Source organism: Nitrospira sp. (genome assembly GCA_016873435.1).
Lineage (GTDB): Bacteria > Nitrospirota > Nitrospiria > Nitrospirales > Nitrospiraceae > VGXF01.
Genome location: VGXF01000016.1, coordinates 1 through 16,879, shown reverse-complemented (window position 1 = coordinate 16,879; position 16,879 = coordinate 1). Strand labels below are relative to the sequence as shown.

Annotated in this window: 18 protein-coding genes; 4 read left to right on the top strand and 14 right to left on the bottom strand. The window is 60.3% G+C overall.

Annotated features, from left to right (window positions below; translation table 11 throughout):
- Nucleotides 1-122, top strand: a 122-nt coding sequence (locus FJ248_08145; protein ID MBM4120849.1) for a formate--tetrahydrofolate ligase, incomplete at its 5' end; no start/stop codon positions are given.
- Between the two features lie 80 nt (nucleotides 123-202).
- Here the strand turns inward: FJ248_08145 and FJ248_08140 are convergent.
- The 5 genes from FJ248_08140 to FJ248_08120 all read right to left on the bottom strand — a co-directional run bounded on the left by FJ248_08140 (nucleotide 203) and on the right by FJ248_08120 (nucleotide 5,582).
- On the bottom strand, nucleotides 203-1,063 hold the full coding sequence (locus FJ248_08140) for a protease modulator HflC (GenBank protein MBM4120848.1): 861 nt from the start codon (nucleotides 1,061-1,063) through the stop codon (nucleotides 203-205).
- Nucleotides 1,060-2,097, bottom strand: a complete 1,038-nt coding sequence (hflK, locus tag FJ248_08135; protein MBM4120847.1) for an FtsH protease activity modulator HflK — start codon at nucleotides 2,095-2,097, stop codon at nucleotides 1,060-1,062. Before hflK ends, FJ248_08140 begins: the two co-directional genes overlap by 4 nt.
- An 86-nt stretch (nucleotides 2,098-2,183) precedes the next feature.
- A complete protein-coding gene (locus FJ248_08130; protein ID MBM4120846.1) occupies nucleotides 2,184-3,113 on the bottom strand; it encodes an acyl-CoA desaturase in 930 nt (309 codons plus the stop codon).
- Nucleotides 3,114-3,266: 153 nt separating this feature from the next.
- Complete coding sequence (locus tag FJ248_08125) at nucleotides 3,267-4,304, bottom strand: radical SAM/Cys-rich domain protein (protein ID MBM4120845.1); 1,038 nt, start codon at nucleotides 4,302-4,304, stop codon at nucleotides 3,267-3,269.
- Nucleotides 4,305-4,307: 3 nt separating this feature from the next.
- Entirely contained in the window at nucleotides 4,308-5,582 is a 1,275-nt protein-coding gene (locus FJ248_08120; protein MBM4120844.1) for a methyltransferase domain-containing protein, read from the bottom strand.
- Between the two features lie 223 nt (nucleotides 5,583-5,805).
- Between FJ248_08120 and FJ248_08115 the strand changes: the two genes are divergently transcribed.
- The 3 genes from FJ248_08115 (at nucleotide 5,806) to FJ248_08105 (ending at nucleotide 8,216) form a co-directional block, all read left to right on the top strand.
- The gene (locus FJ248_08115) at nucleotides 5,806-7,491 is read left to right on the top strand and encodes a tetratricopeptide repeat protein (protein MBM4120843.1); all 1,686 of its coding nucleotides are present in this window, start codon (nucleotides 5,806-5,808) and stop codon (nucleotides 7,489-7,491) included.
- 69 nt (nucleotides 7,492-7,560) lie between these two features.
- Nucleotides 7,561-7,797 carry a BolA family transcriptional regulator gene (locus FJ248_08110; protein MBM4120842.1) on the top strand — a complete coding sequence of 79 codons (237 nt, stop codon included), beginning with the start codon at nucleotides 7,561-7,563 and terminating at the stop codon, nucleotides 7,795-7,797.
- A 95-nt stretch (nucleotides 7,798-7,892) separates the two neighbouring features.
- The gene (locus tag FJ248_08105) at nucleotides 7,893-8,216 is read left to right on the top strand and encodes a glutaredoxin (protein MBM4120841.1); all 324 of its coding nucleotides are present in this window, start codon (nucleotides 7,893-7,895) and stop codon (nucleotides 8,214-8,216) included.
- A 360-nt stretch (nucleotides 8,217-8,576) separates the two neighbouring features.
- Here the strand turns inward: FJ248_08105 and FJ248_08100 are convergent, their stop codons facing one another.
- The 9 genes from FJ248_08100 to FJ248_08060 all read right to left on the bottom strand — a co-directional run bounded on the left by FJ248_08100 (nucleotide 8,577) and on the right by FJ248_08060 (nucleotide 16,284).
- On the bottom strand, nucleotides 8,577-9,311 hold the full coding sequence (locus FJ248_08100) for an SDR family oxidoreductase (protein MBM4120840.1): 735 nt from the start codon (nucleotides 9,309-9,311) through the stop codon (nucleotides 8,577-8,579).
- Nucleotides 9,308-9,967, bottom strand: a complete 660-nt coding sequence (locus tag FJ248_08095; GenBank protein MBM4120839.1) for a GGDEF domain-containing protein — start codon at nucleotides 9,965-9,967, stop codon at nucleotides 9,308-9,310. The genes FJ248_08100 and FJ248_08095 overlap by 4 nt, the downstream gene beginning before the upstream one ends.
- A 97-nt stretch (nucleotides 9,968-10,064) precedes the next feature.
- Complete coding sequence (locus FJ248_08090) at nucleotides 10,065-10,850, bottom strand: glycosyltransferase (protein MBM4120838.1); 786 nt, start codon at nucleotides 10,848-10,850, stop codon at nucleotides 10,065-10,067.
- A gap of 28 nt (nucleotides 10,851-10,878) precedes the next feature.
- Complete coding sequence (locus tag FJ248_08085; protein ID MBM4120837.1) at nucleotides 10,879-11,631, bottom strand: glycosyltransferase; 753 nt, start codon at nucleotides 11,629-11,631, stop codon at nucleotides 10,879-10,881.
- Between the two features lie 58 nt (nucleotides 11,632-11,689).
- Nucleotides 11,690-12,094: a hypothetical protein gene (locus FJ248_08080; protein ID MBM4120836.1), complete on the bottom strand. Its 405-nt coding sequence runs from the start codon at nucleotides 12,092-12,094 to the stop codon at nucleotides 11,690-11,692.
- Between the two features lie 119 nt (nucleotides 12,095-12,213).
- Entirely contained in the window at nucleotides 12,214-13,374 is a 1,161-nt protein-coding gene (locus tag FJ248_08075; protein ID MBM4120835.1) for a 2'-deoxycytidine 5'-triphosphate deaminase, read from the bottom strand.
- Nucleotides 13,371-14,480 carry a KamA family radical SAM protein gene (locus FJ248_08070; protein MBM4120834.1) on the bottom strand — a complete coding sequence of 370 codons (1,110 nt, stop codon included), beginning with the start codon at nucleotides 14,478-14,480 and terminating at the stop codon, nucleotides 13,371-13,373. Before FJ248_08070 ends, FJ248_08075 begins: the two co-directional genes overlap by 4 nt.
- Complete coding sequence (locus tag FJ248_08065) at nucleotides 14,481-14,813, bottom strand: glutaredoxin (protein ID MBM4120833.1); 333 nt, start codon at nucleotides 14,811-14,813, stop codon at nucleotides 14,481-14,483.
- 1 nt (nucleotide 14,814) lies between these two features.
- Entirely contained in the window at nucleotides 14,815-16,284 is a 1,470-nt protein-coding gene (locus FJ248_08060; GenBank protein MBM4120832.1) for a hypothetical protein, read from the bottom strand.
- Nucleotides 16,285-16,879: the final 595 nt, after the last annotated feature.

Here is a 16,879-nt window from a genome sequence, read left to right as displayed (position 1 = left end):
GCGCGGGCTATCTCACAGCGGTCTGTTCCGGGATCGAGCTACTGCCGGGGCTACCAGCACATCCGGCTGGCGAGCATATCGATCTCGATCCGAAGACGGAAGAAATCACGGGATTGATCTAAGTCAACGATAAAGTATGAAGGCTGGGCGATGAACCGAAAAAGTTTCTTCAGTTCAGCGGTCTGAGTTCATCGTTATCTGGTCAGCGCTGCTTGAGGTACTTGAGGAATTCCGAATCCGGGGTCAGGACCATTGTCGAGTGGGCGGCGAAAGTCTTTTTGTAGGCTTCCATCGAGCGGGTGAATTCAAAAAAGCGCGGATCCTGCCGGTAGGCGCTCGAATAAATCTTGAAAGCTCTGGCATCGCCGTCGCCACGCGCCTGCTCGGATTCCTTGTAGGCTTGGGCAAGGATCACTTCCCGGTCCTTTTCCGCGTCGGACCGGATCTTCTGCCCTTCCTCCGAGCCCTCCGCGCGATATTGTTTAGCCTGCCGCTCCCGTTCCGCCTGCATGCGGGCGAAGACGGCCTTTTCATTCTGCTCGGGAAGATCGGCCCGCTTGATCCGAACGTCGTGGATTTCGATGCCGTAAGCGGCCGCCTTCTCGTTGGCGCGTTGCTTCACAATTGCCATGATTTCCGAACGCGTCTTAGACACGATGTCCGTGAGGTCGTGCTTGCCAAGCTCGACCCGCAGCTCAGAATAGATGATGTCATCCAGCCGGCGCAGGGCCCCACGCTGGGTCTGGAAGTTCTGGAAGACTTTCAGGGGATCGATGATACGCCACTTGGCGAAGTTGTCGATCAGCAGCGTCTTCTTGTCCTGCGTGATGACTTCCTGGGGCGACGAATCGTAATCCAGAAGCCGTTTGTCGAAGTACGTAACGTCCTGGATGAACGGCGCTTTGAAATAGAGCCCTGGTGTGGTGATGTTCTTGACCGGGGCGCCGAGCTGGACCACCAGTGCGGTCTGCGTGATGTCCACGATGAAGACCGGCGAGGCGCCGAGTACCACCAGGAGCAGGGCGATCGCAAACAGCGCGATGGTGAGACCCTGGCGGCTCATCGCTTCTTCTCCTCAGTCGCCGCAGAGGCAGCTGGCGGCTTCGACCGGTCGAGCGGCAGATAGGGTAGCATCCGGTCGGACACCTTGCCGTCGAGCACCACCTTGTCGATGCCGCTCAGTACCTCTTCCATCGTTTCAATGTAGAGGCGTTTGCTGATGATGTCCTTGGCCTGCTCGTATTCCTTGAGCGTCTTAAGGAACCGCGCGCCCTCACCCTCGGCCCGCGCTACCCGCGCCTGCGCGTACCCCTTCGCTTGGTTCACGACTTGCGCCGCCTCACCCTTAGCCTTGGGGATGATGTCGTTCCGGTAGCCCTGCGCCTGGTTGATCATCTTCTCGCGGTCTTCCTTCGCGCTCTGGACGTCTTTGAACGCGGCGGCCACGGCTTCCGGAGGATTGACGTCCTTTAACTGCACGGCGGCGATCTGTACACCGGCCTCATACTGGTCGAGAATGCGCTGAAGCAGCGTCTGCGCGTGGTCCTGGATTTGTGCCTTGCCAGTGGTCAGCGCGTCGTCGATCTTGCTCTTGCCGATGACCTCCCGCATGGCCGCCTCGCCGGCCTTTTCGATTGTTTCGTCGATTTCATCGACCCGGAAGAGATAGTCCTTGGCTTTCTTGATCTTATACTGGACGATGAACTCCACCGCGATGATGTTCAGGTCATCCGTCAACATCTGCGCTTCCTGAGGGAGGACCTGCACACGGCCCTGCCGGTCGGTACGGAAGCCGATCTCGATCCGGTGCAGTTTTTCGACCTTGGGCCGAAGGACAGTTTCAATAAAAGGCACTTTTACGTGCGGGCCTGGGCCGGCCGTGCGGACCACGTCGCCGAACCGCTTGACGACGCCTTCCTCGTCCGGCGCCACGATGAACGTACCTTGCCAGACGAGCACAACCAGAAACAGGAGGTACAGCAACGAGCGGAGTCCCTGGAACGGCATCATCTGGCGCAGCTGGTCCTGCGCCTGCTTGAGCGCGTCGTCGATCGAATCATGCTTTGCCCCCCAGGGGTCTTTCGGATCCCAGACCATCGGCTAGCCTCACGTGTGCAACACCATAACAGAGTTATCCCAACAGAGGCAACGGCAGCGGAAAGGAAATGGAGCGGGCGGGTGCGCTATGAAACAGAATGCGCGAGGGTGGCCGACACGGAATTCCGAACTTTCTCTGGAACCGGCTTGAGATCCCAGATCAACCCCATCTGTTCCAGCAACAGTAGGCCGTAGTAGGTGAAGTCAATTTCCCACCAAAAAAATCCTTGGCGGGTCGCGGCCGGATAATAATGGTGATTGTTGTGCCAGCCTTCCCCCAGAGTAATCAATGCCAGCCAGAAATTGTTGCGGCTGCTATCACCTGTCTCGTACCGCTGATTGCCGAACATGTGGGTGAGCGAGTTAATGGAAAAAGTGGCGTGGGACAGTACGACGGTCGAGACAAAAAATCCCCAGATCAGCATCTGCGCTCCGCTGGTGCCCAGTTCCGGTGCCACGCGGTTGAGGCCGAAGCCCAGTGCGAACATCGCAGTCCCCAGCAGGGTCGGGACGAGTACATCGAACCGGTCCAGAAACCGGAGTTCGGGATACTTCGCGAGGTCCGGCACTGCTTTGAAGTCCGTGCCAAAGTTAGACGGTTGGGTGATCCAGCCGAGATGACTCCACCAGAACCCGTGCCTGATCGGCGAGTGGATGTCCTGCTTGCTGTCAGAGTAAACATGGTGGTGGCGGTGGTTGGACGCCCACCAGAGCGGGCCCCGCTGCATGGCCGAATTGCCCATCAAGGCCAAGACGAATTGGAAGGGCCGTGACGTTTTGAACGTCTTGTGCGAGAAGTAGCGATGGTAGAAACCGGTGATGGCGAACATCCGGATGACATACATGGCAAAGGCCACGGACACCGCTGTCCAACTCCAGCCCACCCAGATTACGCCCAGGCACATCAGATGTACGGCCAGAAAAGGCAACCAGCGCGTCCAGGCGACCCACGTGGGAACGTGATCGCCGATGTGCCCGACCAGGGACGTGTCGAACCACTGCGCGAAGGCGATCATCGCGTGCCGTTTGCGGGGCTGTTTCAGGAAATCCTGCATCCGTACTGCTCCTTCTGGTGAGCCGACCCTAGTTTTTAGGGACGACGTATATCATATTTGACAATACGATGCCACGAAAAATACGGGGAAACGACTGGAAAGCATATTCGGGTATTAGATGGTCGTGCCACCGCAGGAACTGCCGGCACCGGCAGTGCAGCCGTAGCAGTGATTGGCCGTTGCGATTCGGCGGGTGTGTAATCGAGTGGGATCGAAATCGCGAATATGCTGCGGGACACCGTGAGCAACTGGCAGCTCTAGCATCTGGTTGAAGTCGCAATCGTAGAGTGTGCCGTCCCAGCCAACTGACACTGTGTAGCGGCACATGACGCTGGCGGCCGCAGCAGGGTTGAAAGCATTGGCCAGCCGTTCCATATAGCCTTCGTAGTTGCCGCTCTCGATGAGAAATTCCAGAAATCGGCTGATCGGCATGTTGGTAATCGTATAGAGCCGGTTGAAGGCGATCCCGTACCGCCGCTTGAGCTCGCGTTTGAACTGGACTTCAATTGCCTCCTGTTTTGGAGGCAGGAAGGCGCCGACAGGGTTGTGAACGAGATTCAACGTGAGGCCGCTACCCTCGCGGCCATACCCGAGGTCGTTCAATCGCTTCAGTGCGTCAATGGATTTCTCGAATATGCCTTCGCCGCGCTGCGCGTTCGTCTGGGACGCCTGGAAATAGGGGAGCGAGGCAACAATCTCGACCCGATGCCGCGCCAAAAACCCGGCCAGATCCGCTTGTGAGGGCACGAGCAGGATGCTCAAGTTACAGCGGTCTATCACGTGTCGGGCTAATTTTGTTGCCTCCTCAACCAGCCAGCGGAAATTCGGGTTGAGCTCCGGCGCGCCGCCGGTGATGTCCAATGTCGGAATATCCGTGCGCGCCAGCGCGCGCAAGCAGAGCTCAGCGGTTTCGCGCGACATGGATTCCTGCCGGTCCGGGCCCGCGTCTACGTGGCAGTGGCGGCAGGTTTGGTTGCAGAGCTTACCGACGTTAATTTGAAAGACGGTGATGCCGGTGGCGTCAAGGGGATGGAGTCTGGCGTCGGTCATCTTCTGCTCGAACGGCGGGCACGAGGCCGTCTTGGCCAGTATCTCCAGCTGATGGCCAGCGGAGGCGAGGGGATTCTGTCGAGCCAGCAGGCTGGGAGGCATCAGCTAACAACACGATCCATTCGGATCGCAGGACACGGCGCTGTCAGACACCGATCCGCCGGCCCGGTTGATGATGGTGAAATGCGGCCGGTAGGCGTCGCTATCGAGGACCTTCAGTGTCTTGGAGCAGATTTCGAACGGCTCACCGCGCCGGTACCGGTGCTGGTCGTCGTCGCAGACCTCGACGAAAGGACCGGTCAGCAGTGCGTAGTGACCGCTCCACACGCAGGAAGCCTGCTCAGGCAGGACTGCCTCATAGCGGGAGTCCGATGAAGCCAGCGGCGTCGGTGTCTCAGAAAAAATAAAATGGCTGGCCAGCGGTGGCTGCTGGAGCACTTGCAGCGTCCGTGCATCCACCGATTTCGGGACGCCGCGCTGAAACGTCTGGCCCAACTCGTCCACCACCCAGCTGAACGGCCCGCGGAGCGTCGCATGGCGCACACCGTTGGCTGACGGCGCCGGCAGTTTGTATCCGGTCAGCGTCAAGGACAGAAAATGAATCCCGTCGATCGTCTGCCAGGGGATACACTTAATCTGGTGGACGCCGAGAAAGCCCGCCTCGCAGAGCCCGCCGACATAGTCGGTGACGGTCAGGGCGCCGGAGAGACAGTCGCCCCATTTCTTGGTGTCGTGGATTAGATACTGTGGCACGGTCTGGTCCGACACGATATCCGAAATCGTGAAACGCCCACTGGGTTTGAGCACGCGAAACATTTCGCGAAAGACCTTGCGCTTGTCGGGGGCCAGATTGATCACACAGTTGGAGATGATCAGATCCGCCGTGCCGTCGGCCACCGGCATCGCATTGGCCATGCCCTTGCGGAATTCCGTGACCGGCTTGGGATGGCCGAGGTTCTTCGCGACTAGCGGCGCATAGCGGCGGGCGATTTCCAGCATCGTGTCGGTCATGTCGATGCCGATCACGTGGCCGGAGGGGCCCACCAGCCGGGCCGCTTCGAAACAATCAATGCCGCCGCCCGAGCCGATATCCAGCACCGTCTCGCCAGCCTTCACCGAGGCGAGTCCCGCCGGCGTGCCGCAGCCGTAGGAGATTTTCAGGACTTCGTCGGGGATGAAGGTTTTGAGGGCGTTGAAATTGTAGCCGGTGGGGCAGCACATCTGCTCGCCGGTCGCGGCGGCCCGCGCGTAACGTTCACTGACCTGCTGGGTGATCGAGTCGTTTGACATGGTTGGCCTCACCGTACCGTCAGGGGTCAGTTTATATAACAACGCCGGGCGGGCCCGGTCAACCTTCATGGTCATCAGGTTGATCAGCATTGCTAGGCCGGTCGGGTCTTTTGCCTGCGCGGCGGAGGGGATCGGAGAGACCGAACTCCGGCACGGTGTGAATGCACCGCTGAATCCGCGGCGACGCCGGGCCCTGTTCGTTCAAGATGGACATCCGGTTGGCCACGTCACTGCCTGAGCGAAAACGGGTCATCGCCTTAAGGACGGCTGCAAGCAATCTTGACAGGGCTCAACCGCAGGCCTAGGGTATTTTATGAATCGTTCTGGGCAAAGGAAGCAGAAAGAACGGCAGGGCACGTCCGGCTTAGGTGCATTGCAGCCAGTCTTTGCGCAGGCGGTGGCGCACCATCAGGCCGGAAGGCTCCAGCAGGCCGCCGAACTCTATCAGCAAATTCTTACTCAGTACCCGGGGCATGCCGAGGCCCTCCATTTATTGGGATTAATCGCGTACAAGACCGGCCATCTCGACGAAGCGATCGGTCTGATCTCTGATGCGATCAAGCAGGACGACACCCAGGCCCCCTATTGCTTCAATCTGGGCGTCGTGTTGCAGAAGCAGGGGAAGCTGGGGGAAGCAGCAGATGCCTATCGAAAAGCCGTGAAGCGCAATTCCTGCTACGCTGAGGCGCTGGGCAATCTCGGCACCGTGTTGCTAAAGCAGAGCCGGCACGATCAAGCCGAGACGGCCTATCGTGAGGTGGTGAAGCTTACCCCCAACTCAGCCGATGCGCACAACAACTTGGGCGTGGCGCTGAAGGAGCAGGGGAAATTGATCGACGCTATCATCTCCTACCAGGAGGCGCTGAAGCGCAATCCCGCGCATGTGGAAGCCCAGAATAATCTGGGCGTGGCGTACCGGGACCACGGCAAGCTGGATGCAGCGATCGCGGCTTTCACGCAGACACTGGCGCTGCGTCCCAGCTACGTGAAAGCCCACTACGACCGGGCCTTCGCGTATCTCTGGAAAGGCGATCTGGTTCACGCGCTCGAGGACTTTACGGCCTCAGCTAAAATGAAACAGAACCACGGCTGGCTGATTCAAGAGACGACTGTCTCGAAAGCCCGCATGAAACATGACGCCAAGCAGGTGAGTTATTTGATGGAACGCGGGCTACTGGGCCAAAACCACGCGGCCTATAGGGATATGCTCGATCAGTTACGCTGCCAGGCTGCGCAGGAGGGGGCGACCGGCTGGCGGATGTCGGTCCGTAAGGAGGAGATGACGACCGTCGCGCCCTCATTCAACCGCTTGCTGCACATCGCCGACTGTCCCGCACTGCCCGGCGGCGTCATCAATCCCGCGCTCGACGTCGCGACCATTGAGGCCCGCTACAACGGCACGAAGCCGGAAATCGTGACAGTGGATCATCTACTAACGGACGAGGCCCTGCAAGCCATCTGCCGGTTCTGTCTGGAGTCCACGATCTGGAAACGGGATTATCCGAACGGCTACCTCGGGGCGTTTTTAGGTGACGGCCTGGCCTGCCCTCTCCTGCTGCAAATTTCTGAGGAGCTGCGCCTGAAGTTTCCGGGCATCTTCAAGCACCACAAACTCACGCAGGCCTGGTCGTTCAAACAGGACAACGCCCTGACGGCGTTGGCCATGCATGCCGATGCGGCGGCAGTGAACGTGAATTTCTGGATCACGCCTGATGCGGCCAATCTCGATCCGGACCACGGCGGGCTCATCGTCTGGAACCGCAAGGCGCCGCGGGAATGGAACTTCGAGGAATACAACGACCAGCGGAAGGAGCCGGAGATTTTGGCGTGGCTTGAGCAACAGGGCGCGGAAACGATAACGGTGCCGTACCGGGAGAACCGGGCGCTGATTTTCAATTCTGACCTCTTTCACAAGAGCGATCAGTGTCGCTTCCGGGACGACTACGAAAGCCGTCGCATCAATCTCACCCTTCTCTACGGGCGCCGGGGAGAGGTGTAGCACCCAGTTGCGGAATCGCCAGCAGCTGCGATATTCTTTCGGCTAAGGAAGCTAAGGCCGGTCTCAGTGATCACGAACGAAGTTCTCACCAGCTACATTCGGCAAGCCCTGCCCGATGCGGTCGTGGCCGTCACGGATCGCACCGGCACGCACGATCATTTCAACCTTAAGGTCGTCTCCGACCAGTTCAAGGGCAAGAACCTGCTGGACCGGCACCGGATGATCTACCAGGCCCTGGATGCGCCGATGAAAGACGGCCGCATCCACGCGTTGGAAATCAAGGCAGAAACGACGGACGGAGGCTGAGGGGCTGCAAATACTGTAGGGGGTTCTCCGCCGCCCCAATTACACAAGACTCGCAATAGACGGCGGCTCACACGACGTACGGGACGGAGGAGATTATGAGCAATCCACTTGAAGAAGAAGTTCAAAAGGAAATTAAGGCAAACAAGATTCTAATCTACGGCAAGGGCACCAAGCAGATGCCCATGTGCGGTTTCACGCGGGAGACGATGCAGTTCTTCGACAAGTACGGTTATCCGTACGAGCTCATCGATGTCCTGCAGAATCCGGCCAAGCGGGAATTTCTCACCCGAATGACCAACTGGCCCACGCTGCCCAAAGTGTTTATCGACGGGCAGTTCTACGGGGACACCGACATCCTCGATCCCATGGCCGGCAAGGGCGAAATCGAACCGCTGCTCAAGAAAGCCTTCGGAAAGTAATTAAGAGACGGTGGTCTTACTCCAACAGGACTCCCAGCCCGGTGAGCGCTGACGGGATGACCCGCTGAACGGGGCGAAGCGTTAAAGGCGACGAGGTTGTAAGCGACTCGTCGCCTTTCGATTTAAAAAAGAGGGTGGCGAAGGCGAGCGGACTTTGACGGAGAAGCGGGGCCCCCACCGAGACGGTAGCGGGCCGGAAAGCGGAAACCAAGGCCCTGCAATCACGGACCGCGACCGCGGGAATTTCAGAAGGCTTTCGCCTGGGAACGCCTGCAAGGGGCGCTTTGAAAAACGCGGACGCGAGACCGTGCGGGCCTGCTTCCTGCTGCCGCCGGAGTGATCACCCTCCGGCAGCCAGTCCTAGATCCCCCAGCCACCCGACACATGAATATTGGTTCCTGTGATGTAGCGCGCTTCCTCTGAGAGCAGAAACTTCACTGCGGCCACCGTATCCCGCACCTCGCCGACATAGCCAGCCGGAATCTTTTTCGCCATGCTGGCCAATTCAGCGGCCGGGGCACTCCCGGAATCGATAAATCCTGGCGAGAGGGCGTTCACTGTAATGCCGTGCGGCGCGAGCAGCTTCGCCAGCGTTCGCGTCAGAATCAACACACCAGCCTTCGCGATGTAGTGGGCCGTCACTTCCGGCTGCGCGATCATCTGGTCCGCGTTAGCCATACTGAAGGTAACAATCCGACCAGACTTCCGCGCTTTCATTCCCGGGGCCACGGCTTGCGCCAGGTAGAAAATCGGATGCAGATTATGATCGAACATTTCATTCCAGCCCGCGGGCGTTTCCGCGAAGAGATTCAAGCGGTGATAGGGGCCAGCACCGTTAATAAGCGCATCGATTTGCTGCCATGCGTGCTCCACCTGCGCGACCATGGCCTGCGCGGCTGTCGGATCGGACACATCGCACCGCAGCGCCAGGGCTTCCCCGCCACGTGCCGCGATCTCGCGCGCCGTGTCCTGGGCCTCTTTTTCGCTGGTTCGGTAGCAGATGGCCACACGCCACTTCTGTGCGGCGAGATCGAGGGCCACGGCACGCCCGATGCCGCGGGCCCCTCCGGTGATGACGGCCACGCGCGTGTTCATAGCGGCCGAGCCTGCTCGAGATTCTGAAAAGCGACTTCGGGCGAATTCGGCGCACAGGTGACGCGGTTGCGCCCTGCCGACTTGGACTGATAGAGCGCCTCGTCGGCGGCGTGGATCAGTTCCGCTACCGTGGTGGCATGGACGGGATAGCTGGCCACGCCAACGCTGATGGTGACGCGTTCGGGCGCGGCGGAAGCCAGCTTGTGGAGCATGAGGCCGGCCACGTTGGCGCGCAGACGTTCGCCGACCGTAATGGCTCCGGCACTGTCCGTGCGTGGGAGGACGACGATGAATTCTTCGCCACCGTAGCGCGCGAGCATGTCGCTCTCTTTCAATGAACAGTGCAGCGTCTGCGCAACGGTCTTGAGGACCAAATCGCCGACCTGGTGGCCGTAGGTGTCGTTGACCAGCTTGAAGTGGTCGAGGTCGATGACAAGCAGGCTCAGCACCTGCCCTCGCCGCCGGTCGTTCGGCACGAGCAGCTTGGGCAGTGCCTCTTCGAAGAAGCGACGGTTATAGACGCCGGTCAACTCGTCGATCAGAGCCCGGCGCTTGGCGCGTTTGAGGTATTGCAAGAGGCTGATCATCGCCCAGGTGAAGAGCACGAGCAAGAGGATCAGCAGCAGGGCAATCAGCATGATGAGCTTGGCGCTCACGGATTAGTGCCGCGTGTGAACCAACCAGCGGAGACCGCCTCCTGGGGCGGTCTGGTACTGACCCGTTTGAAATTCCTGGGCCGTCATCGCGAGGCCATCACCCTCCCGTAGACGTCCTGTCCGGTTCCGGTATGGCCAGCCGGCTGGCGAGTAACCGTAGCACACCTGCCGTGCGGGGGGAAAGAACTGGTCCACCCGTTTTCGATCCGGCCATCACGCCGGTTTCCTCAATCACATCTGCCAGGTCTTCGACCGTATCGATGTCACGCTGGACGGGGAGCAGCGTAACGGACAGCCCCAGAGCCTGGGCTTTCTGCTGCGTCAGCGCCAGCACCTGATTGGTTGACCAGAGCATGTCGACAAAGAGCTCGGGTGCGGGCTTGCGTAGGCCGATCAGGTAGTAGCCGCCATCGTGGGCGGGCCCCAGCACAAGGTCGTGCCGGTCGAGCCGTGCACGGGCTTCTCCGAAGACGGAGCCGGGCAGTGTCGGTAGATCGGTGCCGATAATCAGCACGCGGTGATAATTTCTCGCAAAGGCCTCGCCGATCGCATGGGCCATGCGCGCGCCGAGATCATTGCCGGTTTGTGTGAGCAGCCCGACACCGTAGCGCTCCTCCAGAATCTTGAAAAACACGTGGTCAGAAGATGGCGCACAGGCGACGACGCGGTCGATGTTCGCCGCGCCCCGGCTACGCTCCAGCATGTCCAGCACGATGCTGCCGTGAAGGCTGGCGGCTTCATCAGGGGTCAGGGGCGGGCAGAGGCGTGTCTTGACCTGGCCGGGAACCGGCGCCTTGGCAAAAATAAACAGGACCGTGTCAGCCGGCTGGCGCGGAGGCGCAGCCCCGTGGCGGGCGTGGTGTTGATGCGGACGGGAGCCCATGGCCTTCCTTTACGTCGGAACGGTGCGGTTACCGGATGGCGATATAAAAACGATGAAGTCGGTCGGGATGAATGCCTATCCAATACAGAAACCGGAGGGCCCACATCAAGCAAATTGTTCGTAGCGCCCCGCACTGTTCCCAGCGACGGAAGGAGGTTGTCACGGTCTCACGCAACGCTGCCGTGCGGCCCAGGCGTTTCAACCGGCGAGTGAAGTCCACATCTTCCATAAGTGGTATGTCGGCAAAGCCGCCGAGTTGGTCGAAAATGGATCGTCGGACAAACAACGCCTGATCGCCAGTGGCGATGCCGCTGAGGCGCGAGCGCAGGCTGATAAGCCGCGCGATCAGCCAGGCCCAGCCGGCGTCACGTTCGAACCGCAAGTCGAACCGGCCGCCCACGCAGGCCGGTTCAGCCAGCGCCGCTTTAATGGCCTCCCAGGCGTTTGGTGGCAACTGTGTATCAGCGTGGAGAAAGACCAGCGCGTCGGCAGCCGTATGGGCCGCGCCAGTGTTCATCTGTTTCGCGCGGCCGGCGGCTGCGGCAAGCAGCCGCGGGCACATGGCGAGAGGTACGGGGCTAGAGGAAAAACTTGATCCACGACCCTCCCGCCTCTCGCCTCGAGAGGCGGACCCAAATGATCGAACGATTTCCAGGGTGCGATCGTTGCTGCCGCCGTCGACGACGAGCACCTCGTCGAACCCAAGCCGCGCGGCATGCGTGAGCGTGGCTGGCAGGGCCTGCTCCTCGTTGAGCGTCGGAATGATAACCGCGATCTTCACGGCAGGGGCGGTATTCGTCAATCGTATAAACTCTTCAGCGAATGACGGATCACAGCAACTAGTTGCGTTTACCTGGCGCGGCACTGGTGAGCATAAAGTAGACGACCATCAGGACCGTTGCCCAAAAGATCACCTGCTTGTGCCAGAAGTGCACCTCGCCGTAGTGGGCGATCGCCAGGGCAAGCGTCACGACGACAATCACGACCGTGTAGCGGATCGTCAGATTGGCGATAGCAGAATATGCCCAGATGGCCAAGCCGGAAAAATACAGCACGAGCGGCTTGTAGTCGATTTCGAATCCGCCGCTGAGTGACAAAAAGATTGTGAGAAAGCCCAGGAACACTAGCGCCGAGCCGATGATCATACCTGGCACATAGGTGTGTGGCTCGTGGTCGTGCGGCTGCGGCCCATCCGAGGGAGCGGGCGACGGCGTGGCGGAGCGTTCGGGCAGATCGGTGGGCATGGTTACTCCAATAGCGAATTGCAAGTAGTTGATTGCCAATAGCTCAGACGCAATGGCGTATACAGACGATGCGCGAGGATGTGCATCTGGCTATCAGTCATTAGCTGTTCGTTGCCCGCTCATGGCTTGAAGTGTTTACTCAACGTGAGGCCCTGACGCTGGTAGGAGGAGCCGAGACTCGCGCCGTACAATTCGGTCGGCACTGTCGCCATCTTTTCGTAGACGACCTTGAAGAAGGTCTGCCCATCGTGGATGAGGAACGGCACATCGTGCGGGCGGACCTCCAAGACGGCCTGCGTGCCGTGGATTTCTCCGCGGCCGTGGCCGAAGCCGGGGTCGAAGAACCCGGCGTAGTGTGTTCGCAACTCGCCGCAAGCCGCTTCGTAGGCAACCATTTCGGCGGCGTAGTTTGCCGGTACGCAGATGCGTTCCTTCGAGGCCAGAATGTAAAACTCCTCCGGCTCGAGCAGTAAACTGTCGTTCCGGTGCCGCTTGATCGGCTCCCAGAAATCCGCAGCGGCGTAGTGGCCGACTTTCGACAAATCGATCACGTGACTGTTCTTCTTGGCGCGGTAGCCTACGATGTCCTCACGGGAATCGTCCGATCCGCGCAAATCCACGCGCAGGAAAAGCCCACGATCGACGCGCAACTCGCGCGCCGAGAGCGGGGCGCGCCCGGCGACGTTATGGTACAGCACCGGTGTCGAGCGGTGCAGCGTCCGGAGCGCGGAGTCCGACACGCCTGCCTGGCCCTGGATCAAGCGTAATTGGTTCAGCGCGTAGCCGGTCTTGATCTTGATGGCGAATGAGCGAGGGACAATTTCCAGATAGAGCGGGCCGTGGTAGCCGGGCCGGATCTCGTCGAAGCCGGTGTTGAGGTCGGTGATCACGCGGGTGAAGACATCTAACCGTCCCGTCGTGCTTTTCGGATTGGCGCGCGCGCGCAGCGTCGGCGGCAGTTTCAGAGATTCAAGCAGCGGGACGAGATAGACATGGCCTTTCTCCAGAATCGCGCCGCCCGTCAGATCCATCTCGTACATGACGAGATCGGACTGGTAGAAATCCATCACGTCGAGCTTGGCCTTGATCTCGGCTTGCTCGGGCAGGAAACTGCTGAGCAGGCGGTAGGCTTTGCGTCCGACGCGCAGGTCGAGGCTAGCCGGTTGAATCTGGGGCGCCAGGATCGCCGGGTCCCCCTTGATCGCGCCGCTCGCGATCAACTGCTTGATCGTTTGGTAAGAGAGGATGCCGTGCTTGGCCGCGCGCCGCTTTACGCTCACGGGCCGCCCTCGTAGCAGTCGGACGAGCGGGCATGCGTGCCCACCATCGGCAGTTCGCGGCCGTTACCCGGCTGCGGGTAGCGGAAGGTCTTCCGCTCGTAGTTGTTGAGCACGACGCCGCCCTCGTCCATATGCACAAGATAATCCCCCGGCAGGAGTGGAATCTTTCCGCCGCCGCCTGGCGCGTCGATGACGAAGTGCGGGACCGCCATGCCGCTTGTATGGCCCTGCAACGCGCGGATGATCTCCAGGCCCGTCTCGACTGTCGTGCGGAAGTGGTTGGTGCCCTTGGTCAGGTCCGCCTGATAGAGGTAATAGGGCTTCACGCGGGCGAGCAACAGCTTGTGCACCAACTGCTTCATGATCTCCGGGTCGTCGTTCACGCCTTTTAGGAGCACGGTCTGCGCCCCCAGCGGCACGCCGGCGTCCGCCAGCCGGCCGCAGGCCGCGGTGACGTCCAGCGTCAATTCGTCGGGATGATTGAAATGCAGGTTCATGTAAATGGGGTGATATTTCTTTACGATCTCGCAGAGCTTCGGCGTGATGCGCTCGGGCAGCGTGCCGGGGACGCGGGAGCCGATGCGGATGATCTCCAAATGCGGGATCGAGCGCAGTGCCTTCAAGACCTTTTCAAGCAAGTGGTCGGGCAACAACAGCGGATCGCCGCCCGAAAGAATCACGTCGCGCACTTCCGTGTGCTCGCGCAGGTAGGCGACGGCCTTGTCGAGATCGCCTTTTTTGATGAAACCCGGCTTGCCAACGAGGCGCTTGCGCGTGCAGAAGCGGCAGTAGATCGGGCACTGGTTTGTGACCATCAGTAGCGCACGGTCAGGGTACCGGTGCACGAGATGCGGCACCGGGCTCATGAGGTCTTCTTCAAGCGGATCGTCCGGCGCGTCGAAATCATTCATCTCAGCCCGGTCGGGCACAACCTGTTTCCAGATCGCGTCGCCCCTATGTTTAATTGTTGCGAGGACGGTCGGCGTGATGCGCATCGGATAGGGACCGACGATGTCCGCGACCTCCTTCTCGTCCACGCCGAGCCGTGCGGCGAGATCCTTGGGCTTCACCACGCTCTTTGCGAGAATATGCTTCCAGTCTTCCATTTATTTAATCCGACAAGAGGGGTGCGTGTCGTCCTCGCCTGCTGCTTCCGGGATTGTGCGGGCCTGCGATTGAAACTTCGACGCGGCGCCGGTTCCCTTGGCGCTGTAGCGTTCGTCCAGATATGTCAGGATGTCTGCCGTTTCCGTCAACACGAGGTCGCCGTCCTTGATGACCGGGACATAATATTGTCCGGAGACGGCATGGACTTGTTTGCGGAATATGCGGACGTCCGGCACGACGACTTCTTCGTAGGAAATCTTCAGCTCGTCGAGCTTGCCCTTAACAGCAATGCAGTCTGGGCACCAGTGGACGCGGTAGAAGGTCAGGGCCATCTCACTCCTCCGTATGGACCACGGCGCATGGTGCCATGATCGCGTCTTTCATCCCGTGAATCAACTTTTTTTCCGGCGTGCAGACAGTTGCGAGGATGCCGGCCAGTTCGGCCCGATCACCTGCGACAAAATAATAGGGGGACAGGCGCGCTCGCCCGGCCATCGGGGCGATTTCGCCGCCGGCTTCATTATAATAGGAAAGGTCAAACTGTCGCCCCTTGTGAAATTCCTGAAGAATGTAAGGCGTGGTCTGGAAGCCAGCCAAGGCCTGGTCAATCACTGCTGCCCACTCCGACTGCGGCAGGTCGTGGCCGACGGAGACGCCGCGGCTGCCCCACGCGAGCGGAGAAAACCCTGATGGCTTAATCACGTAGCGGCGGCCCTTCTGCGTCGCGTGGCCCAGGTCGCGCCAGTCGGCGATGGCTCGCCCGCCCAATTGCAATCCCGGAATCACAGCGGCCGGCGGCAGCGGGCGTGGGTCGAGCACCCAAGTTTTTGGCATGAGGTCGAGCAGCACACCAAAGGTTTCGTCGCCCAGCTCCTTCTGCCAGAAGGTCGTGAGGGCCGGATGGTGAAAGAGTGCAAAGGCTAGCTTCTCCTCCATCTGCGGCTTGAAGGGCGGCGTGACGGCCACGCGCCCCTGCTTCACCGCGTACATGACCAGTTCGGATTTCGGCACATTGGGCAGATCGAACAATTCGAAGAAGCGATAGAGTAGCGCGACGGGGCGATGATCGCGCATCAGCCGCAACCCCTCCTCGGTGAAATCCACTTCGTGCGAGTCCACGCAAAAGGCGGCGAGGTCACGTTCGCGCAGCCGAGCGGCCATCCATTCCATTTCGGGCCGGTAATCCTGCGCTTCCTCGGAGACGACGATGGCCACGCCGCCGGTGCGTGTGCCCATCTGCGCGCGCAGCATCACGGCGAAGCCGTCAATCATGCCGTCCGCGCCACCGACAATATCGGCGGGTGGCATGAGGTACGAGCCCAGAACCTCAGCACTTCCGGCCCCGGTCTCAGGTCTCGCGGCTCGCGGCTCGCGTCCTGTGGCCTTTCCATACGCTTGTGCCATGCAGGCGGTCAGTCCGATGCCCCCAGGGACTGAGTCCAGCTCGGTCATGGCCATACCGGTCTCGGTTGGAAGAATATCGGGTCGAATCACGGCAGGCAGCGCGTCGCGGAACCGGTCAAGCCGGCTGTAAGTCACGAGCGACTCCGGTTTGCCCTGATCGAGATAGGCCGCCACCCATGCAGGCTGCGTGCCGTGGACACTGTCGAAGTAGAGACGATTCAGCGCGCGGTAGAAGGCCAGCAGGTGCGCGCCGAGCGATTGAAAGAACCGCAGTTGATCAGGCGTGAGCGGAAAGGGCGTCGGCGAAATCCGCCAGCGCGTGGCCGCACTGGGGTCGGCATTCGGGGTAAACAATCCGGCGTCGGTCAGAGCCTGCCGGACGGAGACGCACCGCTGCACCGCAGATTCTTGGCCGGTCTGGTTGGACACATCACCCGCTGATGACAACCGAGATTCCTCTCAAAGAGGAGCAAATCACTAGAAATCGTAACACGGGGGTTTGTGTCGGAACAAGAAGGGACGGATTAGGGTCGGTCAGGGGCTGACCCCCGGCGCCAGATACTGAAACGGCAGTATACGGACCGGGCACTGTGCTATTGAGTGCTCTCCTCTCAGTCCTCGGCCAAGGGCGCGTGGCCCTTGCGCTAGGCTTCAGCATGAAAGCGCTCGGTGACCACGACGATGTTGGCCAGGCGAGAGGACAATTGCTTGGAGCCGTCGAGAGAATTAGGGCGCATGCCTACCCATGATAGACAGATTTATATTGAAGTGGTTCAAGCCAACCAGGTTATTCCTGCAAAAAGGTTCTGACGCAGTGCGCGGTGGCTGCGGTACAATGCGGCCATGGGGACCAAGCATACAGCCCTGTGGCCGCAGATCGTGCCCAGTCGGACCTGTCTGAGTTGTGACGTCTGCTGCCGGTTTCCCGAGCCGGACAGTTTTCTCCGGCCCTGGTTCACGGCAGAAGAAATCACGAAAGCCGTGGCGCGCGGGA